Raw genomic sequence first — 23,013 nt, 5'->3', positions numbered from 1 at the left:
ATTTATATACATATTAGATTATATTCTTATGTTATGGAATTTATTGACTTTTTTTATAAAGTATGCCTGAATAAAAGGTATTCCTAATGATTTTGCTTCTTCTAATAGTGCATTTGCTTTATTAATATTTCCTTTCTCTACGGCTGTTTTTATTGAGTTTTTATAGTATTGAGCTGCTTCTTTACTGTTCATATACTTTCCTTAACATTTCTGATTGAGTTCGAACTGTTAACACTATCTTTGAAATGTGATTTTTATATTTAATAATATATAAGTGTAAATAAGCAGTGAGTATTTTTCTTCATCTTATACATAAAAATTTGTGGATGAAGTAATGGTATTATAAATAAAGTTGAGGGGATGAGATGTGGTGATAGTTATATTTTGATCACGTTTTATAGGCTTGTTTTGTGAAAATAATACAAAAAAAATAATTTTATGTGATATGGATATTATTTTGGCTACTACTCATGCTTTTGTCACAAAAATTTTATTTTAAATTAATTGATTTTAATGTGAAATTCTGATGAGTACGGCTTATTGAGTTCCTCCGAACTCATCAGAGTATTTCATTAATGGATAGAAAAGCTAATATTTCATTAAGCGAAGTAGGTTCTCGGCTGTCTTAATAGCATCTTTCCTATTTTCCAGATTGAGTTTTTGGTATAAATTTCTAATGTGAGTTTTTATTGTTGTTCCAGCGACATTAAGCGTTTGTGCAATTTGTTCGTTGCTGAATCCAGAGTATATGAGTCCTAGTACTTGCCATTCGCGTTGTGTCAAAGGGCTTGTTCGTACTAACTCTGGCACTTTAGGGTGGTTGATTAATTTCTCTATAAATTCTTCGTCAAAGTGCGTGGAACGACTGCGTTGCTTGTGTGATATTTCTTTTAAAAGATACCTTGCACGGTGTTTTTCCAGATCCGATAAAACTTGTTTTTGTATGACTCTCTCCAGAACCGGAAAGATATGCCCACCATCAACAAGAAAATCCCCCACCATACCAGTCTGATTTGTCATAATAAGCGCTTCCTGTAAGGATTTTTCGGCTTTTTCTTTGTCATCTTTTAGATTCGCCAGAATTGTCTCAATCACTAAATTTCGGTTGATGTCAGTGACAAGGTTCAATTGTTTCGCTTCTTTTTGAAGAAAGGTTAAACTTTCCTGAGCCTCCTCTAGCTGATTAGTATAAATTTGGGCTCTTACAATATTTCTCCATTGCAGTTGTAAAAAATGATTGGTCGCTTTAGCTGGTTTGTATGCATTCTCTAACCATACTGAAATGGAAGCGATGTCATCACACGTATACCAGTACAATAACCGGGAAAAAGAAGCGTTGGCCGTCCAGTCAATATGATAGGTCGATTGATGTAACAGTTTTTCAATCTGGTTGATAAATTTCGATGCTTTATCCTGTTCTCCTCTGCAAATAGATATCCTGGCCAATATTGAATAACTGTGCAGATGCTTGCTTGTATCAAGGTTTCCAAGAACTTGTATTCCTTTATAGGCCAATCTTTCGGCTTCTTCCAGAGAATTCCAACCCCATAGGATCTGTGCACGAAGTCTTAATAAAAATTCATGAAGGGGAACTTGATGAAGTTTATGTTCGTCTATCAGTTTGAATGCTGTTTCATGCAATTCAAATGCCGCCTGTACATACCCTTGTGCCTGTAAAATTTCACTTTGTTGAAGCAGTGCCCATAATTCCTGATGATAAACCTGATGCTGACGAGCCAGCTTTTCAGTTTGTTGCATCAATGACAACGCACGGCTAAGGTTACCCTGTACATGGTTTACCTCCCCGACAATTGATGTAGCAACAATCCGGCTTCTGAAATTGGTGTTGTCGAGCTGACTCAACGCCAGCTCTGCCAGCTCCAGCGCATGATCAGGATTATTTTTATTAATGGCAACCTGAGCTTGAAGGGCATTGATTTGGCCTTGTTCATAGGTATTAATTACTACATTTCTCTGCTTCATTTCTGCTTCAGCCGTCTTTAGCATGTCCTCTACGGCGGTATAACGGTGTTGGCTTTGCGCCAGCCATGCCTGAAGCAAAGGAAGCTTCATATGCGAATACAAATGATCTTTATCCAGTGAAGTGATAGCGGATTCCAGAGTAGACAGTTCACCCTGATTGAACATAGTCCAACCGCGACTTAACAGTAACTGGCTGATTAAGTCACTATTTTGGGCTTTTTGAGCGTGTTTCAAGGCCTGACTGGGTAGATTGAGTTTCAGCCATGCCCTGGCCGCCTGAGACTGAAGCTGAGATTCGGTTTCCGGTAACTTTATATGGCGTTCATGAGCAAGAAACTCCGCAAACAAATGGTGGAAGCGATACCAATTGTTTTCTCCTTCTAGCTGATGAATAAAAAGCCCGTATCGATTCAGCATTTCAAGAAGATTGAGAGCATCATTCCTCTGCGTCAATTCCGAGACTAAAACTTCATTAAATGTTTCCAGGACTGAGCATTGCAGCAGAAATAGCTGGGTGTCTTTGTCAATATAGGCAAATACTTCTTCAATCAGATATTCCCAAAGGTGGTCATGATTAAACTGTAAGACAGATTGTTTGGATTGAGCAAGAGAACGGTTCAAATGCTTTGTTTGTAAAGCAATAAGTTGAAGAGCTGCAGGCCATCCCTCAACATAAGTTCTGAGTTCCCGAACGGTTTCCGGATCGAATTCACCAGCAATGATCTGACTAAAAAAACGCCTTGTTTCATCTTCATCAAAAGCGAGCATTTCACTATCGATTTCTATAAGTGAATTCCGGATACGGAGGTTTGCGATACCAAGTGGAGGATTAGACCTGCTGGTGACAACTACCGTAATATTTTGGGGCATGTGCTTAATAAAAAACCGAACGGTTTCATGAATTTGTTCGTCATCGATTGAATGATAGTCATCAAGAACTACATAACAATCCTGAGATATACCGTCAATTTCGTTAAAGAGTTCAGCAAATAAAGACGACATGGATGAATACTGATTACGCTCAGCCAGAGTGACACTATTCGGGCACCCATTGTTTGTCGCAATATTGATAGCCTGGATGAAGTAATTGATAAAACGAAAACAATCGTTATCTTCATTATCAATATTGTACCAACCGACAGATGAGACATCTGCTAGCCATTGGGAGACCATGGTCGTTTTACCATAACCGGCCGGAGAATGGAATAAAGCCAATTTGTAATTAGCAGCCGATGCTAATACATTAAGGACCTTAGGCCTGGATATAGCATTATGTAAGCGACTTGGACGAGTTAATTTAGAAGGTATAAGCATAATACAAATACTATATTTCTATTAATGAATTTAATAATTGTGCTACTTGTTTTTGTTTGATTTCAATATAAGAATGAATATTTTTGTCGAATGTCTCATTAATATTGATATTAAGCAATTTATTTTGCTTATCATCCTATATTTATGAAATTTATGTTGACTGCATTAACAAATATAAGAATGTCTTTTCCTGAACCTTACTTTATTAATACTTCTGTTTAAATATATTCTACGCCCTGCTTACTCCTACCAAAATTCAATTCAACGGGATGATGTTTCATTGCTAAAGACTGTGCAGGATAAGCATGATGAATTAAAAAACGGTGAGATAGTAATGAAAGGATCACAAATTAATAACTTTGATTCGGAAGCTTTTAAGGAAAAAGTAAAGCTTCATATGAATTCAACGTATGCACATAGTTTAGACATGGCAACACCCAAAGCATGGTATCTGGCCATGGCAAGGGCGCTGTCAGACATGACAACTCTTAATTTAGTTAATACTGAAAACGATGAACGTATAAATAGCACGAAAAGCTTGAACTATTTGTCATTAGAATTTTTGATTGGTCGTTTGACCGGGAACAATCTGATTAATATGGGATTATATTCTCAGGTGAGAACTGCCATGGATGAACTTGGACAGAGCCTGACTGATCTTTTGGAAGAAGAACGCGACCCTTCTTTAGGTAATGGTGGGCTGGGGCGATTGGCGGCATGTTTTATGGATTCTTGTGCCGCGCAGGAGTTTCCAACCGTTGGTTATGGTTTACATTATGAATACGGGCTTTTTAAACAATCAATTATTAATATGCGTCAGTATGAAAGTCCTGATCGATGGAAAGGGGAAGAAGGATACCCATGGGAGCGTCAGAGACTCGATCTCAGTCAGACTGTCGGTTTTTTTGGGCAGGTGGTTACAGAAATAGAGAACGGGTGTCAGAAACGGGTATGGAAACCAGCTATGACGGTTAAAGCGGTCGCATGGGATATACCTATCGTTGGTTATAGAAGTGATACGGTTTATCCACTTCGACTATGGGAGTGCCGGGCTCCGGAACCATTTTCTCTAGACAAATTCAATGATGGTTTCTATGTCAATGCTGAGTTGGATGCGATTGAAGCAAGTCGTCTGACGAAAGTTCTTTATCCCAATGATAATCATGAAAAGGGTAAAGAACTAAGACTGATGCAGCAGTATTTTCATAGTGCAGCCTCAGTTGCTGATATTTTACGACGGCATGAAAGTTCCGGCCATTCTCTGGAATCTTTACCAGATTATGAAACGATACAGTTAAATGATACTCATCCAACCATTTCTATCCCCGAATTAATGAGAATTTTAATTGATGAGAGGGATATGACTTGGGATAAGGCCTGGTGCATTTGTAGAAAAGTATTTGCTTATACCAATCACACACTGATGCCAGAAGCTCTGGAAACATGGGGTCAGGCATTGATTGAGAAATTATTACCCCGTCACATGGAATTGATTGCGGAAATTAACCAATATCTTCTGAACGAAGTGAATCAGCTTTGGCCCGGAGATAAAGAAAAGCAGGACGCTATGGCGGTCATTTCGTCTGATAAGAAGCCACTTGTCCGAATGGCGAATTTATGTGTGGCTGGGACTTATGCTGTTAATGGCGTGGCGGCAATGCATACGGAATTGCTTAAAACCGAGTTGTTTTCTGATTTTAATAAGCTTTATCCTGAACATATTAAAAATGTCACTAATGGTATAAGTCCCCGCCGGTGGTTAACCTTCTGTAATCCCAAACTGGCTGATTTAATCACGGATAAAATTGGTGACGTCTGGCAGACAAATCTGGAAAGTTTATCCGATTTAGTTCCATTTGCTGATGATACCGGATTCCAATCTGATTATATGGCTATCAAACGGGCAAATAAATTACGTTTGGCTGAGTGGGTAAAATCGCATTTAAATCTGCAAATAAACCCGGAAGCAATATTTGATGTTCAAATCAAAAGGCTTCATGAATACAAAAGGCAGCATCTGAACCTTTTACATATCCTCTCTTTGTATTATCGAATTCTTAATGACCCACAGTTTGATATGCATCCAAGAGTCGTTTTTTTTGCAGCGAAAGCGGCTCCGGGATATAAGTTAGCAAAAGAAATTATTTTTGCGATTAATCAGGTGGCAGATACGATTAATCAGGACCCTAGAGTCAATCATAAACTCAAAGTGGTATTTATTCCTGATTACCGGGTTAGTCTTGCTGAAATCATTATTCCTGCTGCCGATATTTCCGAACAAATCTCCACTGCGGGTAAAGAAGCATCAGGTACCGGGAATATGAAGCTGGCTCTAAATGGAGCATTAACCATTGGTACAATGGATGGAGCAAATGTTGAAATCAGGGAAGAAGTTGGTGACGAAAATATCTTTATCTTTGGGCTAAATGTCAATGAAGTGAACGCGTTATTAAAAACAGATTATCAGCCGGAGAAATACTACCAATCCGATCCATTACTTAAAGCGTGTCTGGATTTACTGAATTCGGATACATTCACTCCCGGACACCCAACTCGTTTAAAACCAGTATACGATACATTACTATCTGGTGGAGACCCTTATTTGTGTTTGGCTGATTTTTCATCGTATGTTGAGATGCAGCAAAAAGCTGAAGAGCAATATAAAGACAAGGCAGGGTGGGCACATAAAGCGATTCTTAATACGGCACTCGTTGGTAAATTCAGCTCGGATCGTTCTATCCGGGATTATGTTGAGAACATTTGGCATCTAAAAGCGGTTAACCGCTGATTTAGCCTTTTTCATAGCCGGAACTTTTTTACGGCTATGAAATGATTGTTTAGTTCTTAGGGTCTGTTGATCTTTGGTGATGGTTTTTGCAGCGAGTTGATGGTGATTTAGGCAAAGAGGGGCATGTGAAGTGTAGTCATCTACATGAATCATGACCCAACGCTGAATAAATCACCATCAAACGCTGCCCGAAGGGTCCATCTGAACTGGCTTTGCTCTTTGTTGCAGGCCATTTGCTTAGAATAACTAAGCTACATGCCCTGCGCCGCGATCAAAACCCGTTCAGAGTGAACAAAAATCGACCACAAAAGGTCAACAGACCCTAGATAGTTAATGCCTTTGGAGCGAAAAATGATAACAAAATCAGTGCTACACCAGGTTGCTGAAAAGGCCGGTATTTTAAACAGCTATGTTGATGCATGGGGAAAAAAAGTTTCAGTATCAGATGAAATATTATGTCAGTTATTAACCATCATGGGGCATGATACTACGACCGACTCAGGTCTTATTCATTCAATGACCGACCAATGCGCCCCCGTTTCTGTGGACCCTGTGACAGTCGTGAAAGGAAGCGATAACCCAGTAAATATAAAAATTGTTTTGGGTAAACAATCCCTGATTGATTTTACTTGGCATCTAAATACAGAACAAGGTGATAGGATCGAAGGTCGTATTATCTCCGATATTTTATATGATAACCGCAGTACGGATGGTACTGTGATCATACGTATTCAAAAATTACCTCATGGATATCATCAGCTCTTCATTTCGGATCGTGACCGTCAAGATGTTTCTTCAGGCATGATTATTGTTACGCCTTTGTCGTGCTATAAGCAACCGGAATTACTCGGCGGTAAAAAATTGTGGGGGATCAGTACTCAGTTATATTCGCTTAAGAGCAGAGCAAACTGGGGAATTGGTGATTTCGGTGACTTAAAGCAGTTAGTTGTTGAAGCCGCTGAAAAGGGGGCCGATTATGTGGGCGTTAACCCTATGCATGCTTTATTTCCCTCCTGGCCGGAAAACGCAAGCCCTTACAGCCCTTCTTCCCGCTATTGGTTAAACATATTATACATTGATGTTTGCTCGGTACCTGAGTTTGTATTGAGCCATCAGGCACAGGCACTGGTTGGAGAAATGGAATTTCAGAGTAGGCTGAAAGCTTTGAGAGATTTAAAGTGGGTCGATTATACCGAAGTTCTTTCGACCAAATTGACAGTGTTATCTCTATTATACAAAGAATTTAAATCGCGTCATTTGGACAATAATACCGACCGGGCTAAAGTGTTTCTTCAATTCGTTGACCAGGGCGGTGAGAGTTTGAGAAACATGGCCTTATTTGATGTATTGTGTGTATCGTTGAAAAAACATGATGCTCTGGGATGGGCTTCTTTTCCTCCGGAGTTTCAGAATTGCAATAGTGATGAAGTGTTCCGGTTTGCCCAAGAGAACGATGATTCCATTCAGTTCAATATGTACTTACAATGGATTGCGGATAACCAATTTCATGAAGTTCAGGAAATGGCCAAAGATAAAGGCATGGCAATTGGTGTTTACCGTGACTTGGCTGTTGGTGTTAGTAAATATGGAGCCGATACCTGGGTGGATGAACAGATTTTGGTCAAGGAAGCCAGTATTGGTGCGCCTCCGGATATATTAGGTCCATTAGGGCAAAATTGGGGGTTACCGCCATTTTCTCCTCAGAAATTAAGAGAAAACAGGTATAAGCCATTTATTGAACTCCTTCGGGCAAATATGAAACATTGTGGAGCATTGAGAATTGATCATGTCCTTGGGCTATTGCGTTTATGGTGGATACCGGAAGGTAATAAGGCAAAAGAAGGTGCATATGTAACTTACCGTATTGAGGAATTACTGGGGATACTGGCTTTAGAATCACACAGAAATCAGTGTACTATTATTGGTGAAGATTTGGGAACTGTCCCCGCTGAAATGACGAGTATTTTGGCTGAGTATGGTATTTATTCCTATAAAGTATTCTTTTTTGAACGAAATAAAAACGGAGTGTATCGCCTGCCGGCAAATTATCCATCACAATCAATGGCGACAATATGCACACACGATATGCCGACATTGAGTGGCTTCTGGGAAGGCAGCGATTTGTATTTGGGCCAAAAGCTCGGGTTGTATCCGGATGCCGGACTTTTTAAGAGATTGCTGAATGATCGTGAGCGAATCAGAAAAGGACTTTTAAACCTGTTGAGAGACAGCGATTCTGAAGCGGTCTTATCGGATACTGATGAGTCTGGCAGTGTGTCTATGTCCCCAAATTTAAGTGAATTTATTCAGACTTATGCAGCTTCATGTAATTCAGAATTTTTTAGTATGCAGATTGAAGATTGGTTAAATATGAGTGATCCGGTAAATGTGCCCGGGACGGTTGATCAATACCCTAACTGGCGAAGAAAATTATGTGCAGATGTCGAAGATGTTTTCTATATCCCTTCTGTATGTCGCCTGACAGAAAGAGTCAATAAAGTTCGAGCAAACCTCAAATTATAATCTTGTTTTCATTTCTAAAAATCATCGTTTGTTAACACAGCGATGATTTTTTATCATTTGATAGTACCTCAATAGTGTGGTGCTGTGGCCAACCGACTACCATAAAATCAATTCTCAGAGAGAGGCAATGGGGTTAATGGATGGTTGAATATCTATCTAGATAAATAAAGAGGTTAAAGGTAATCGATACTGGATAGGTAAAAAGCGGGTCAGGGATTAAAATTCAATAATTTGACCCGAATATCGCTAGTGTATTAATTGGTTTTCATTTTAACAAGGAGGGACTCTCGGTTATTCGTATTCAACTGAATCGAAATCAACACCATTTTCCGGATAAAGACGACGACAGGCTTCACCAGTGCTGTGAAATAAATGGCATCGGTTAGGTTCTATACCTATTGAGTAATGTTCGCCTGGGTTGACGTCCAGTGTATCCGCAGCCCGGTAGATCACATTCGCATCGGCATTATCCAAAGTAAGGTAAACCTGAGTCTCGTTACCTAATTTTTCTACAATCTGTACTTTTCCCGAAATAGTCACAGATGAGCTGTCAGCACTAATCAGGTGTTCCGGTCTGATACCCAGAGACATTCGGGAACCTTTGGTAATTTTTTCCCCTTTTACCGGGATCCAAAATGCAGATCCGTTAGATAATTGCACCATGACTTTTTCTTCCTCTACTTCTTCAATATGAACAGACATAAAATTCATTTTGGGAGAACCTATAAAGCCAGCAACAAAACGGTTTTTGGGGTAGTGGTAAAGCTCTAGCGGCTGTCCGACCTGAGAAATGGAACCTCCATCGAGAACAACAATTTTGTCTGCCATTGTCATTGCCTCAACTTGATCATGGGTAACATAAATCATTGTGCAGCCCAGTTGCCTTTGCAATTTAGTAATTTCGCTGCGCATATTTACCCTTAATGCAGCATCGAGATTGGATAGGGGCTCATCGAGCAGAAATACGTTAGGTCGTGACACTAACGTCCGTCCTATTGCAACACGTTGTCTTTGGCCACCAGACAGTGCTTTAGGCTGACGTTCCAGTAAATGTCCGAGCTGAAGGATTTCGGCCGCTTCTGTGACTCTTTTATGAATTTCTTTCTTATCTGCTTTTGCCAGTTTGAGTCCGAAAGACATATTGTCATAGAGATTTAAATGAGGATATAAAGCGTAAGACTGAAACACCATTCCCACACCTCTCTTTGATGGTTCGATGTCATTCACCCGCTGTTCTCCGATATAAAGATCACCAGATGTAATATCCTCTAAACCTGCAATGCAACGAAGTAGAGTTGATTTGCCGCATCCTGATGGTCCGACGAAGACAACAAATTCGCCATCTTTGATCTCTAAGTTGATATTTTCAGAAATCATTTGGTCACCGTAAGCTTTACATACATTTTTCAATGTGACATTTGCCATGCAGCTGGTCCTCAATTCTTTAAATTAATTTTTGTGACTTTTATCTTATTCGAATGATTCTTACATTAATATATAAAATGAGATTGAGATAAAACGAATAAATATAAATCAATTTTTTCTACGTGGTAAATTTAATAGCAACTGAAAATAAAGAATGTGCCATTTCTTAATAATATCATTATGAAAAGAATGGATGAAATATGCATCCTCCTTTCTGGTTATTTTCTGGGGGGATAGTTAAGTATGAGTACAAATAATGAGAGTAATATCATGGCTATAAATCATTTAATGATGAAATATACAGTGGCATTTTTTGTGATTTTAAATGTTACCTTGTATAAAAAAACAATAAGTGAGCGGATATACTGACATTAATGTTGATGAATATCACGAAAATGATTTTTTACTGTAGGGGCGTAGATATAAGGATGAGGAGGAAATGGAAATTATTTTCCATTATAGGGGCATGTTGTTTTATGAAGATGCTTTGTTTGCCTAAACCAAGGATGTAAGTTGATTAGTTAAATTCCCCTTCTGAACTGAAAAGCGTTCTCTTTAACAGCATGTCAGATGGATTTCCGATCCGTTTCGGACTAGCCCTACGTATGTAATTATTTTAAAAATAAGGATACTAAAATGAAGAAACCTTTAAAAACCATCTCGTTATGCACAATGGTTGCTCTTGGCGTAATGAGTGCTGTCAGTTCGGCAAATGCAAAAATTCAAGAAGGTCAGCTCACAATCTGGATTAATGGTGATAAGGGATATAATGGCTTAGCTGAAGTTGGTAAGAAATTTGAAGAAGAAACAGGAATCCCGGTTACTGTTCTTCATCCGGATGGATTACAGGATAAATTCCCTCAAACGGCATCAACCGGCGATGGTCCGGATATCGTTTTCTGGGCGCATGACCGCTTTGGTGGTTATGCCGAGGCAGGGTTGCTTACTGAGATTCATCCTTCTAAGGCTTTAAAAAGTAAAATGGTTGATTTTGCATGGGATGCTGTCAAATATAAAGGCAAATACATTGGGTATCCGATCGCTGTTGAGTCTCTTTCTTTAATCTACAATAAAGATTTAGTGCCTAATCCACCCAAAAACTGGGAAGATATTGCAAAAATTGACGCCAAACTCAAAAAACAAAATAAAAAAGCCATTATGTGGAATTTGAAAGAACCGTATTTTACCTGGCCTCTACTAGCGGCTGATGGGGGATACGCATTCAAATATTCTAAACAGACAGGCTACGATGTAAAAAATATCGGAGTCGATAACTCTGGTGTAAAAAAAGCAGCAACTTTCCTGAAAGGACTGGTAGACAAAGGCGTTATTTCGCCTGATATGGATTATGCCGTATCCGAATCTTCCTTTAATAAGGGTCAGGTTGCTATGACAATCAATGGTCCCTGGAGCTGGGGAAACATTGAAAAGTCAGGAATTCATTATGGCGTAACAGTATTGCCGAAATTTAACGGTCAATCCTCGAAACCGTTTGTTGGTGTCTTGTCAGCCGGTATTAGCACTGCATCTCCAAATAAAGATCTGGCTGTTGAATTTATTGAAAACTATTTACTGACAGATCAGGGGTTAAAAGAAGTCAATGATGATAAGCCTCTTGGTGCGGTCGCATTAAAATCTTTCCAAAAACAACTTGCACAAGATCCAAGAATTGCAGCAACAATGGCTAACGCGCTTCATGGTGAAATCATGCCAAATATTCCACAGATGAATGCATTTTGGAGTTCTGTTAAAAATGCAATTATCAATGTGGTTGATGGACGTCAGTCTGTTGACTCAGCATTCGCAGACGCGAAAAAACAGATTGCTCATTAATTTATAAGAGAATCGTTTCAGGTTGCTTCTTTTTGCTTTTCCAAATGGGTGAAGTGACCTGAAACAAAAAATTGGTATTGATTTTACAAAGACAAATTAGGACTGAGATTTTATGCAGTTAGCTCAGAGAATGGACAATAATTCTTTTGGGTCCTTCCTTAAGAATAAAATGAAAGTGATAAAATGGATTGTGCTGATCGCTATCGGCATTCTTAACGGGTATGCATCTATTTTGATGTATTCTCGGGGAGAAATTGCATTTGCACTATTGACTATAGTCATGACCGCTCTTGCATTGTACATTTTCGGAAGTGCGAAAACCTATGTGCATCGCTATATTTATCCAGGTCTGGCAGGGATGATTTTATTTATTCTATTCCCCCTTATGTATACTGTCGGACTTTCTTTTACGAACTATAGCGCTAAGAACCAGTTGACCTTACCAAGAGTCCAGTCGGTATTACTTGAGCAAACGTTTCAAAGTGGAAAAGATTATTCCTTTGATCTTTACCAATATCAAAATGGATATCGGATCGTAGTTCGTGATAATGATAACTACCTGTCAACGCCGGTTTTTTTCTTCGATAAAGTTTCAGATACTTTGCCTTTATCCAAATTAGATTCTCTGAATGGTATGAAAAAAGAGCCTTTAAAATCGATCATTCTTTACCGCCATGTTCTTGGAAAACTGAATTTAGTTAAGTCGGAGAAAGAAACGATAAGAATGAATGGCTTGAGGAAATTTTCAGCCATTATGCCGTTGTATACGCTTAAAAAAGATGGTGCTACATTAATTAATAATAAATTAAATCAATTACTTAAACCAAACATGAAAACGGGCTTTTACCAACCTGTTAATTCTGATGGTCAGTTTTTCGGCGATCCGGTATCACCGGGATTTATTGTTAAGATCGGAACACGGAATTTTGAACGTGTCTGGAAAGATGATGGAATCAAAGAACCATTTATCAGTATTTTCATATGGACCATCGTGTTTTCTGCTGCCACAGTAGTTTTAACCCTAATCATCGGGCTGGTGCTGGCCAGTGTTGTTCAGTGGGAAGAATTAAGAGGACGTGCTATTTACCGGGTGTTGCTTATCCTGCCGTATGCGGTTCCTGCTTTTATATCAATATTAATCTTTAAGGGGTTATTTAATCAGAGTTTTGGTGAAATCAATATGGTTCTGAGTGCTTTGTTCGGAATTAAACCTGGTTGGTTTTCAGATCCACTGATGGCCCGGATCATGGTTATTACGGTTAATACCTGGCTGGGATTTCCTTATATGATGATATTATGCATGGGTTTATTAAAAGCCATTCCCAATGACTTATATGAAGCGTCAGCCATTGATGGTGCCGGGCCGTTTTACAACTTTACAAAAATAACTGTGCCACTGATGATTAAACCATTGACGCCATTATTGATTGCTAGTTTTGCTTTTAACTTCAATAATTTTGTCATGATCTATCTGCTAACGTCCGGAGGACCGAATATGATAGGAACCACTGAACCAGCAGGATATACCGATTTACTGGTGAGTTATACCTATCGAATTGCATTTGAAGGCAGTGGAGGCCGTGATTTCGGATTAGCCAGTGCTATCGCGACATTGATTTTCTTATTGGTAGGGGCTCTGGCTCTGATAAACCTTCGCTTTGCCCGTGTAGAACAAGACTGAGGAGAACCACAATGGCTATGGTACAAGGAAAAAATTTGAAGTATCGCGTGTGGGCGGCTCATCTGGGATTATGGGCATTTTTATCCCTGATTATTTTCCCCCTGTTAATGATTGTTGCGATATCTTTCCGTGAAGGTAATTTCTCAACAGGAAGCCTGATTCCGGAACACCCTTCTCTGGAGCATTGGAAACTTGCATTTGGTTTTCCGGTGGTTAATGCCGATGGTACGGTAACCCCACCGCCATTTCCGGTTCTGACCTGGTTATGGAATTCGATAAAAGTGGCATCGATTGCATCGGTATTGATCGTGGCCTTGTCTACCACATCTGCCTATGCGTTTGCCCGGCTTAAATTCGGTGGGAAAAGCATTATTCTAAAAGCCATGATGATTTTCCAGATGTTTCCGGCAGTACTGGCCTTGGTGGCAATTTATGCATTGTTCGACAAATTAGGGCAATATGTGCCGTTTCTCGGACTGAATACACATGGTGGACTTATCTTTTCCTATTTGGGTGGCATTGCATTGCATGTCTGGACGATTAAAGGGTATTTCGAAACGATTGATAATTCATTGGAAGAAGCTGCTGCACTCGATGGCGCAACGCCCTGGCAGGCATTTCGTCTGGTATTACTGCCATTATCTGTGCCAATTCTGGCGGTAGTGTTTATCTTGTCATTTATTATGGTCGTCGGAGAAGTACCGGTAGCTTCACTTCTTTTATCTGATATTAACAAATACACGCTGGCTGTTGGGATGCAGCAATATTTGTACCCTCAAAACTACTTATGGGGTGATTTTGCTGCTGCTGCTGTTTTATCTGCCTTGCCAATTACCGTTGTTTTTTTACTGGCTCAGCGCTGGCTTGTCGGAGGGCTGACCGCTGGTGGTGTAAAAGGGTAAACGTGAGTTGGTATTTCTTGTCCGTTTGTTTTTCATTACTTTGCGCTGCATATAAAGCAGCGTTTTTTTTATCTGTTACTGCAGAAATTATCTGGGGGCGTACCTCTGAGGAGGATGCAACCATTCCGATAGTTGAGTATTTTATCTAAAAACTATAATTGATAATAACGTGATTTGCTTATGAAAAAGATACCTTCTTACCTATGGCTTGCATGCTTAGCAACTCAGGTACAGGCAGCAACACTGACGGTGTCTGCCGGTGATACACATCAGATGCGAGAGCTGCAAAACCGTGAACCCTTAATGATTCATCTGAAAAAACAAAACTACCAAATTCAAGTTCTTGAGCAGGATGGACAATGCCCTCCACCAGCCAGACAGAAATTCAAATTTAACACGCCATTATATGTTGGATGCAATACCCCTGGGTTGTTTCACGCTAAGATCCGTTTTCCCGGGGAGTACGCATTCATCTACGATGAACACAACCACACAATTAAAGTAAAAAGGCAACCTGCCACAACGGATAAAGCCCGTTTTACCCGTCCTTTGCCTGATGTGCAATGCCCGGTATATACCAACAAACCGGTCCGTATTGATTTGGGTAATACGTTTGCCGATGGAACGGTGCTACGCGATGCGTTTAGTCATCAGGTTGTGACAGTTAAAGACAGACATGTTTTGGTTACGCCTTCCCCTGAGAGCCATGGTTTGGTTCTTCTCGAACCTGTCGATCGTGCTGTCGATGAATTTCGAGAGGAGCATCATTCATTGGTTTGGCGAAATGCGAACATTTATTTTGTCTTGATAGACCGGTTCGCTAACGGTGATAAGAGCAACGACCATGCTTATGGACGACATTCTGATGGGAAAGACGAAATAGGAACATTTCATGGCGGAGATCTTCAGGGCGTCATTAACCACCTTGATTATATTAAAAGTCTGGGGACGGATGCGATATGGTTATCATCCATCGTTGAACAAATCCACGGCTTTGTCGGAGGAGGGAAACGAGGTTCATTTCCGTTTTATGGCTACCACGGTTACTGGGCCAGAGACTTTACTAAAATTGATGCGAATTTAGGAACGGAAACAACATTAAAAACATTGGTTGATGAAGCCCATAAACGGGGAATAAAAGTGTTGTTGGATGTCGTTCTGAACCACGCGGGCTATGCCACATTATCGGATTTACAGGAAGACAAAGTCAGAGTCGTTCCGGATACCTCCCTGTTACCTGAGCGGTGGGGAGACTGGCAACCAAAAACCGGAGAAAATTGGCACACTTTCAATCAACTGATTGATTATAAAAGTAAGAACTGGTCACAGTGGTGGGGTGGAGACTGGGTCAGAGCTGGTTTGCCAGGCTATCCTCAGCCGGGGTCAACGGATCAAACTCTTTCTTTATCCGGCCTACCGGATTTTCTCACCGAATCGGAAAAACACGTCACGCCACCTGAGTGGCTTTTACATAATCCCGGAACCAGGGTTGTGACTAAAAAAGGGTATACCGTGTCCGATTATTTAATTGAGTGGCAGAGTGACTGGGTTAAGAGGTTTGGTATAGATGGGTTTCGGGTCGATACGGTTAAACATGTCAATGGCGATGTCTGGAAACGGCTGAAATCCGCAGCAACCGCTAAGTTACGGCAATTTCATCAGGCCCGTCATGATAACGTAACACGTCCTTTTTGGATGATGGGCGAAGTCTGGGGGATGGGACCGTCAAAAAGTCCGGATTATAACAATGGCTTCGATGCGTTGCTTAATTTTGATTTTCAGCACAGTGTTGCGAAAGGTGCGGCTTGTCTGAGTTATATGGACGATATTTATCGGTTTTATTCAGATTCGCTTCATGAGAAAAACAAGCTGAATCCGGTGAGTTACATTTCTTCTCATGACACTGAGTTGTTCTTCAGCCGGTATCTGAATTTTGATATGCAGAAAGGAGTAGCAGCAGCGCTTCTGCTGAGTCCGGGCGCCGTTCAGGTGTTTTATGGTGATGAAGTGGCACGAGATATCGGACCTTATCCTAAAGATGATTTCCAACAGGGAACCCGGTCAGATATGGTTTGGAATCTGGATGAAAAAAGACAGTCTCTTTTACACTTTTGGCGCACATTAGGCCAGTTCAGACATCGCCACCCTTCCGTTGGGAGCGGTATTCATCTGGATTTACCCAACAAAAGCGCTTATGTGTTTTCAAGAACATCAGGAAAAGACAAAGTCGTTGTGGCTTACTTTGGCCATTATCAGAAATAATCCATTTTACATTTTATTTTCATTAATTCTCTGAGTTGTTGACAGACGACTCGGAAATTAATGTCAGGTCTGGTTTAAAAAGAGTAATCTTGCCATGAAAATAAAATCAATAAGAACTAAAATAGCACTTGCCGCAGGTTTTTGTTTAATTATTACTTCAATCATTTTGGTTGGATATAATGTATATTCATCCCACATTTCTCAGAAAACAGTGTCAAAGCGTTCGTCTGAAATAATTAAGCGAGAAGTCCTGGAAAAATTACAATATAAAGCAATCGAGTCAGCAAAGTCGATTAACCTCCAGATTGAAAAAGGGTTAGAATCGGCGAAATCGGTCTCAACGTCTATTTCAGCGATAAAATCATATTATGCTAATGACTTTTTTCATGTTTTAAACCGGAAGGTAATTAATAATCTCCTGGAAGCAGTACTAAATAATAACTCACACCTTCATGGTACTTATAGTGGTTGGGAGCCCAATGCATTTGACGGTAATGATGCGGATATCGAATCTGGTCGGAACGATAGCGATAAAAGTGGTCGTTATGTTCCATATATAACCAGAAACCAGAAGGGACACCCTGTTATACATCCACTGAACGGATATGACTCTTCTGGAAAATATGTCAATGGGCTGATGAAAAATGCCTGGTATCAGATTCCTCAAAAAACCGGTAAAGAAGTGGTTACTGCCCCGATACCTTATCAGTTTCAGGGGAAACGGTTATGGCTTGCCAGTATGTCTGTGCCTATTTTGGTAAAAGGGAAATTCGTTGGTGTTGCCGGTACGGATTTTAACTTAGATTACGTTCAGAATCTGGCAGTAAAAGCTTCTCAGGGTATTTATAACGGGAAAAGTCATGTGGTTATCTCGACCGATAAAGGTTTGGTGGTTGCTGATAGCCAAAATGCGAAAAATATCGGGCAATCAGTCAGACAGATATACAATGACAAATCGTTTCAAAGCCTTTACTCATCGCTGAGTAATGACGCACGTATAGATGATGAAAATTCTCATTTTTACCGGGTATTAGTGCCTATTTCATTTGGTGATTCCGGCGTTCGCTGGTTCATTACGCTGGAAGTCAGTAAAGCGTTGGTTCTGAATAACTTATACCAGTTAAATGAAGAATTGGCCGGGCAGGCTGTTAAAAATATTCTGAATCAGATAGCGATTGGTGTATCGATGACCATCGTTGCCTTACTGGGTATCCTCTATTTTTCGGATAAATTGTCCCGGCCGATATTGTCTTCTGTCAAAATGGCGCAAATGGTTTCCAAAGGCCGGTTTGACTCAAGGTTGGGCCACGTGTCATCGGACGAAATAGGGCAACTATCTGAAGCGTTAGATGAGATGGCTATTTCACTTCAGAAACAGGCTAAAGCAGCCGAAACGGTAGCTCAGGGTGATTTGACGATTGATATCGAGCTGGCATCCGAACAAGATCAACTGGGACTTGCACTGAAGAAAATGGTAGAGGATCTCAGTGAATTGATACAGCATATTTCAACCCGGTCAGGAGTGATTGCAGAAAATGCTGCCCAAATATCAGGTTTAAGCCATACTCTGGCCAGTGGCGCGACGACATCGGCTTCGTCTGTAACTGAAATAAATTCAACGATCAGTCATATTGCTCAACAAATCCGAAGCAGTTCTGAAGATGCCCGTCATGTCAGTCATCTTTCTGGCGTCAGTAATACTTATGCTGTTACCGCAAGCGAGATTATGAATGAACTAAGCGGTGCTATGGTGGAAATTGAGTCTTCAGGTAATGATATTAATGCGATTATTAGTTCAATCGAAGGTATTGCTGAGCAGACGAATTTGCTGGCATTGAACGCTGCTATAGAAGCCGCCCGGGCCGGTGAAGCAGGCCGGGGATTTGCCGTTGTCGCTGAAGAAGTACGAAACCTTGCGGTACGATGTGCTAATGCTGTTCAGGAAACATCGGCACTAATTAAAAACTCTGCCACAAGAACAAAACGAGGCATTGAGCTGACAGACAAAGCAACACAATCACTACAAGATATCGTGAATAACGTTAGTTCAGTTTCGACATTGATGGAAAAAATTGCACAGGCGTCAACGGAGCAGTCGGTTGGTGCGGAGCAGGTGTCCGAAGGTATTAATCAGATTGACAGTGTGACTCATGGTAACCGGAGTAATTCGGAGTTATGTGCCAGTGCCGCAGAATTATTGACGAAGGAATCTTCTGAACTGGCCGGTTTAGTGAAAAAATTCCGGTTATAATACCTTTGCTTTCAAATTAGAGCCTTGTTTCAAGCGCAGACAAATCTCACTGAATATCGCATCTTCAGGTCGCTTGAGTATGAATGTTTAGTTAGCTAAAAATTCATTAATTTCAGTACAGTACAATTAAATATTATACCCAGATTTCGTAAAGTAATTTGGGTATTATCCTTATTGTGTGGAAAAGTTTTTGGTTATATTTAAATAGTTCAATGCATTATTAAAAATAACCTCTCTGAAACTGTATTTAAAATTTGTTATTGGGAACAAAATTAATTTATTAAAATATGAGATGAATAACAGTTTTTATTTTTAGTTTGTCCGGATATCTTATTCTCATCCTTAATTTAGTGACAAAGATAACAAAATTATTTTTAGTTCGATTATCTCCTCCTTATCTCTCACCCCTTAATTAATCTTCTGTGGATGAAGTCATTATTAATCATTTTTCTTAAGCTATTTATCGGTGAAACAAAATAAAACAGGGTTTATTCCCTGGCTTACCTCACTCGGCTTATTGTTACTTTTTTTCGGTAATTTTAAAGCTAAGAAGTGAAAAATAATAATGAATCGTTTAGGAGTAACGATATGAATAAACTAAGCGTAATTGCTGTGGCAGTTTCTTCTGCTTTGATTTCTGCATCTGCTTTTGCTGATGTCGATTTTCATGGATACATGCGTGCAGGTGTTGGTATGAGTCCTGATGGCGGGGGTCAGATTACTTATAACAAAAACAAAATCGGTCGTCTGGGCAACGAAGGTGATGCTTATGGTGAAGTGGAACTCGGCAAGGAAGTTTACAATGAAAGCGGGAAAACGTTTTATGTCGATACTATGTTTGCAATGAGCTCAAATGGATCTAATGACTGGGAAGGAACCGGCACGAATTGTGGTGTTGCTGCCGGTAACGAGTGTGTTTCGGATGCGGAATTTGCCTTCCGTCAATACAATGTGAAAGCGAAAGGTTTGCTGAATTTTGCACCGGAAGCGACGTTGTGGGCCGGTAAACGTTATTATCAACGTCATGATATACATATTAGTGATATGTATTACTGGAATATTTCAGGTGCCGGAGCCGGTATTGAGGGTATCGAAACCGGTCCTGGTAAATTATCACTGGCCTGGGTACGAAACGACCGTAATGACAATTTCAATAATGGTTCCGGCTCCGGTGATACGCCAGATACCGGTAATGATGGAATGCTGAATGTTAATACTTTTGATGCACGCTATGCTGGCATTCCTCTTTGGTCAAAAGCGAACCTGGAAGTTGGTATTGATTATGCCTATGTGAATCCGACTGATTCTGCGTCTGATGCAGCAAAAGATGCCGAAAATGGGGTGATGTTCACCGCAGAGCTGACTCAGGGTTTGGATAATGGGTTTAACAAAACAGTTCTTCAGTATGGTACTGAAGGGTATTCAAAGAACTTTGCGTTTTATGGTGATGGAAGCTGGTATGGGGCAGAGGCGAAAGACGATGCTTACGGTTACCGTTTAATTAACTGGGGTGTTGCCGGTTTCAGTGACAGTGTTGAAGTCGGTCACCAGCTTGTTTATGGTGTTGGTAAAGAAATGTGGGGCACCATGGATCGTTGGAAAACCATGTCTGCTGTTATCAGACCGGTATATAAATGGGATGAAAACCACAAAAGTATCCTGGAGTTAGGTTACTCTGTGGATGACAACGATGGCGCGAAAACAAAACTGGGTAAGGTAACGGTTGCTCAGGCATGGTGTGCAGGATCCAGTTTCTGGGCCCGTCCTGAGATTCGTTTGTATGCGACATACTTTAAATATGATGATGACAGTAACAGTACGCCTTTTGACAGTGGAAAAGACGACGATACCATGCAATTTGGGGTTCAGGTGGAAGCCTGGTTCTAAGTATTTTCATCGTATCAGCATAGCCAGCATGTCTGGCTATGTGACACCCGGTTAGCCTGTGAATAACCCCCTTCATGTTATCTGGGTGTCATTGTTTAATGTAATACCACCATAGGAATAATGACAATGAATAAGTGGATTACCGCGGTATTGATTCCCTTGCTGATAGCCGGATGTACCGAAACGAAAACTTTATCGCTAGCTTCAGAACAAAGTGACCAGGCGACAGCGAATGTTGCCGACCTGTCTTGGACGAAACTTGATATCCCCGGACAGGTGCAGTTTAATATTGATCAATCCAGTCAGTTACTTTTAAATGACAAAAGTTCGGGGCCCGTCGCCGGTTTTGTTCTTCCCGGAGATAAAGGGAGTCTTGATGTTCGTTTAGAAACATTTGTCAGTAAAGAAATGACGTTCTATGCCCCTGAGGTTTTTGTGCTGAATGCACAAAATCAAATTGTTATCAGTAAATCTTTTAAGGATTTTAAATATGTTCCGGCGAAATTTTTTGATGACGATAAATTTGTCCTGACATTCACTGTTATACCTGATAGTAACAGACAAAAGCTCAGGTTATTAATTTTTACATCTTCCGAAGATCTGAAAGGGCAGACGCCTATCCTCCATCCGGCGAAAGCTTTTGCCAGAGCAAGGCATACGGTTGAACCGGATATTGATGACCCCTTAGCAAAACATGTCCCTTACGGGCATTTCCGGTTGGCGGTGAATACCAACAAAGTAGCAACTGACCGTGTGATGCAGAGTACCGATAACGTGCCGTCCGGTGCGAATCTTGGTAGTTTCTATAAAAAAGAAATTCGCAAAGCCGTTGAAGCGGGTAATATTTCTAAAGCACTTTCATTGTTAGAGGAAGCCAAAAAATTCAATGTGGAAGGGGCTAAGGAAACCTTTATTGAATCGGTAAACAACAGTCGGTGAGCTGTTGGTGATGATGGTGTTTTGTTATTTGAACAGCAACAAAAGAGGGAAATTTTTTCCCTCTTTCCGGTGATTTTGCTCGTTTAGCGCTTATTTTTCAGATAGCGTTTGCGGCGTTCTTCTTTTCGTTTGGCTTTTTCTTCCGCTTTGCGGGCTTCTTCCTTTTCTACGTCAATGAGTTCCTGCGTGATCATCTCCGGTTTTTCCAGAGTGATTGCACCAATGGTGCCGGAACGCAGTTCATGCAGCAAAATTTCAGAGGCTTTATGCAAGTCGATACGGCCACCGGAGCGGAGCGCGCCGCGCTTACGGCCGATTTCTTCCATCCATTCGATATCCGACTGGGGATCCTCTTCGATTTGGTAACGGGCTTTCAGTAAGTCAGCATACTCCGCAGCGAGATACTCCACAGTATAAAAGGCGACTTCATCGTATTCCATAGCCGTGTCTTTGACGGCGCCGGTGGCCGCCAGACGAAAACCTGAGTGCGGGTTTGCCACTTTCGGCCATAAGATTCCAGGAGTATCCGACAATACAATACCGTTTTGTAGATTGATCCGCTGCTGGCGTCGGGTAACGGCCGGCTGGTTACCGGTTTGTGCAATCATTCTGCCTGCCAGACCATTGATAATGGTTGATTTCCCGACATTGGGGATGCCCATGATCATGGTGCGAATATTTTTACCAATTTCTTCGCGGTGCGGTGCCAGTTTTCGGCATAACTCCAGAATTTGCTGTACTTCGGAATTGTTTTGAGTGGTGATGGCAATGGCTTTTACCCCTTGCTCTTTTTCCAGATGTTCAATCCAGAGCTGAGTCATTTCGGGATCCGCCAGATCGCGTTTGTTTAACACCTTTACGACAGGCTTTTCACCACGTAACTCGGCGATCATTGGGTTCTCACTGCTGAAAGGAATACGCGCATCAAGGACTTCGATAATCACATCCACCTGAGGAATTGCATCTTCAATTTCCTTCCTTGCTTTGTGCATGTGACCGGGAAACCATTGAATTGTGTTGTTAACCATATTGAATCATATACCTTAATGATAATCTGAGTTTTTACGTACTACATAAAAACTCAGAGACCTTTATGAATTTGAATTGTGGTAATTGTACGGTAGATTGAGGATTGTATCCAACTAACCTCGGCATTGTATTCGGGAAATGACAAGTCGAAAGGTTCGAATTCCTTATATCCTCACCGGAACTATTACGCATGAGC

General features: G+C 40.7%; 13 protein-coding genes. 9 read left to right on the top strand and 4 right to left on the bottom strand.

Going from position 1 to position 23,013, the window contains the following annotated elements; translation table 11 throughout:
- Positions 1 to 18: 18 nt before the first annotated feature.
- Together LRQ06_RS19085 and malT are read right to left on the bottom strand one after the other, a co-directional pair.
- The gene (locus LRQ06_RS19085) at positions 19 to 192 is read right to left on the bottom strand and encodes a hypothetical protein (RefSeq protein ID WP_232768633.1); all 174 of its coding nucleotides are present in this window, start codon (positions 190 to 192) and stop codon (positions 19 to 21) included.
- A 396-nt stretch (positions 193 to 588) separates the two neighbouring features.
- Complete coding sequence (gene malT / locus LRQ06_RS19080; RefSeq protein ID WP_232768632.1) at positions 589 to 3,297, bottom strand: HTH-type transcriptional regulator MalT; 2,709 nt, start codon at positions 3,295 to 3,297, stop codon at positions 589 to 591.
- A gap of 334 nt (positions 3,298 to 3,631) precedes the next feature.
- Here malT and LRQ06_RS19075 point away from each other — a divergent pair, with 334 nt between their 5' ends.
- On the top strand, positions 3,632 to 6,085 hold the full coding sequence (locus LRQ06_RS19075; RefSeq protein ID WP_232768631.1) for a glycogen/starch/alpha-glucan phosphorylase: 2,454 nt from the start codon (positions 3,632 to 3,634) through the stop codon (positions 6,083 to 6,085).
- A gap of 351 nt (positions 6,086 to 6,436) precedes the next feature.
- Positions 6,437 to 8,608: a 4-alpha-glucanotransferase gene (gene malQ / locus LRQ06_RS19070; RefSeq protein ID WP_232768630.1), complete on the top strand. Its 2,172-nt coding sequence runs from the start codon at positions 6,437 to 6,439 to the stop codon at positions 8,606 to 8,608.
- 291 nt (positions 8,609 to 8,899) lie between these two features.
- Here the strand turns inward: malQ and malK are convergent, their stop codons facing one another.
- Positions 8,900 to 10,033 (bottom strand): maltose/maltodextrin ABC transporter ATP-binding protein MalK, encoded by a 1,134-nt coding sequence (gene malK / locus LRQ06_RS19065; RefSeq protein WP_232768629.1) that lies wholly within the window; start codon positions 10,031 to 10,033, stop codon positions 8,900 to 8,902.
- A gap of 636 nt (positions 10,034 to 10,669) precedes the next feature.
- On the opposite strand from malK, the gene malE reads away from it, so the two are divergent.
- The 7 genes from malE to LRQ06_RS19030 all read left to right on the top strand — a co-directional run bounded on the left by malE (position 10,670) and on the right by LRQ06_RS19030 (position 21,788).
- The gene (malE, locus tag LRQ06_RS19060) at positions 10,670 to 11,866 is read left to right on the top strand and encodes a maltose/maltodextrin ABC transporter substrate-binding protein MalE (RefSeq protein ID WP_232768628.1); all 1,197 of its coding nucleotides are present in this window, start codon (positions 10,670 to 10,672) and stop codon (positions 11,864 to 11,866) included.
- Between the two features lie 130 nt (positions 11,867 to 11,996).
- Entirely contained in the window at positions 11,997 to 13,547 is a 1,551-nt protein-coding gene (gene malF, locus LRQ06_RS19055; protein WP_373054864.1) for a maltose ABC transporter permease MalF, read from the top strand.
- Positions 13,548 to 13,558: 11 nt separating this feature from the next.
- Complete coding sequence (gene malG / locus LRQ06_RS19050; protein WP_232768626.1) at positions 13,559 to 14,449, top strand: maltose ABC transporter permease MalG; 891 nt, start codon at positions 13,559 to 13,561, stop codon at positions 14,447 to 14,449.
- A 180-nt stretch (positions 14,450 to 14,629) separates the two neighbouring features.
- Positions 14,630 to 16,711, top strand: coding sequence for an alpha-amylase (locus LRQ06_RS19045; RefSeq protein WP_232768625.1), 2,082 nt, complete (start codon positions 14,630 to 14,632; stop codon positions 16,709 to 16,711).
- 94 nt (positions 16,712 to 16,805) lie between these two features.
- Positions 16,806 to 18,962: a methyl-accepting chemotaxis protein gene (locus LRQ06_RS19040; RefSeq protein ID WP_232768624.1), complete on the top strand. Its 2,157-nt coding sequence runs from the start codon at positions 16,806 to 16,808 to the stop codon at positions 18,960 to 18,962.
- Between the two features lie 588 nt (positions 18,963 to 19,550).
- Complete coding sequence (locus LRQ06_RS19035; RefSeq protein ID WP_124935814.1) at positions 19,551 to 20,849, top strand: maltoporin; 1,299 nt, start codon at positions 19,551 to 19,553, stop codon at positions 20,847 to 20,849.
- Between the two features lie 126 nt (positions 20,850 to 20,975).
- Positions 20,976 to 21,788 carry a MalM family protein gene (locus LRQ06_RS19030; protein ID WP_232768623.1) on the top strand — a complete coding sequence of 271 codons (813 nt, stop codon included), beginning with the start codon at positions 20,976 to 20,978 and terminating at the stop codon, positions 21,786 to 21,788.
- Positions 21,789 to 21,871: 83 nt separating this feature from the next.
- Here the strand turns inward: LRQ06_RS19030 and ylqF are convergent, their stop codons facing one another.
- Positions 21,872 to 22,816 (bottom strand): ribosome biogenesis GTPase YlqF, encoded by a 945-nt coding sequence (gene ylqF / locus LRQ06_RS19025; protein WP_232768622.1) that lies wholly within the window; start codon positions 22,814 to 22,816, stop codon positions 21,872 to 21,874.
- Positions 22,817 to 23,013: the final 197 nt, after the last annotated feature.

The organism is Vibrio salinus (assembly GCF_021272385.1).
GTDB lineage: Bacteria > Pseudomonadota > Gammaproteobacteria > Enterobacterales > Vibrionaceae > Vibrio > Vibrio salinus.
The sequence above is the reverse complement of the archived record's forward strand: the minus strand, read 5'-3'. Positions and strand labels throughout refer to the sequence as shown.

Excerpts from the sequence above, each read along its gene's own strand:
- LRQ06_RS19085 (WP_232768633.1), bottom strand. The coding sequence starts at position 192 with ATGAACAGTAAAGAAGCAGCTCAATACTATAAAAACTCAATAAAAACA.
- malT (WP_232768632.1), bottom strand. The coding sequence starts at position 3,297 with ATGCTTATACCTTCTAAATTAACTCGTCCAAGTCGCTTACATAATGCT.
- LRQ06_RS19075 (WP_232768631.1), top strand. The coding sequence starts at position 3,632 with ATGAAAGGATCACAAATTAATAACTTTGATTCGGAAGCTTTTAAGGAA.
- malQ (WP_232768630.1), top strand. The coding sequence starts at position 6,437 with ATGATAACAAAATCAGTGCTACACCAGGTTGCTGAAAAGGCCGGTATT.
- malK (WP_232768629.1), bottom strand. The coding sequence starts at position 10,033 with ATGGCAAATGTCACATTGAAAAATGTATGTAAAGCTTACGGTGACCAA.
- malE (WP_232768628.1), top strand. The coding sequence starts at position 10,670 with ATGAAGAAACCTTTAAAAACCATCTCGTTATGCACAATGGTTGCTCTT.
- malF (WP_373054864.1), top strand. The coding sequence starts at position 11,997 with ATGGACAATAATTCTTTTGGGTCCTTCCTTAAGAATAAAATGAAAGTG.
- malG (WP_232768626.1), top strand. The coding sequence starts at position 13,559 with ATGGCTATGGTACAAGGAAAAAATTTGAAGTATCGCGTGTGGGCGGCT.
- LRQ06_RS19045 (WP_232768625.1), top strand. The coding sequence starts at position 14,630 with ATGAAAAAGATACCTTCTTACCTATGGCTTGCATGCTTAGCAACTCAG.
- LRQ06_RS19040 (WP_232768624.1), top strand. The coding sequence starts at position 16,806 with ATGAAAATAAAATCAATAAGAACTAAAATAGCACTTGCCGCAGGTTTT.
- LRQ06_RS19035 (WP_124935814.1), top strand. The coding sequence starts at position 19,551 with ATGAATAAACTAAGCGTAATTGCTGTGGCAGTTTCTTCTGCTTTGATT.
- LRQ06_RS19030 (WP_232768623.1), top strand. The coding sequence starts at position 20,976 with ATGAATAAGTGGATTACCGCGGTATTGATTCCCTTGCTGATAGCCGGA.
- ylqF (WP_232768622.1), bottom strand. The coding sequence starts at position 22,816 with ATGGTTAACAACACAATTCAATGGTTTCCCGGTCACATGCACAAAGCA.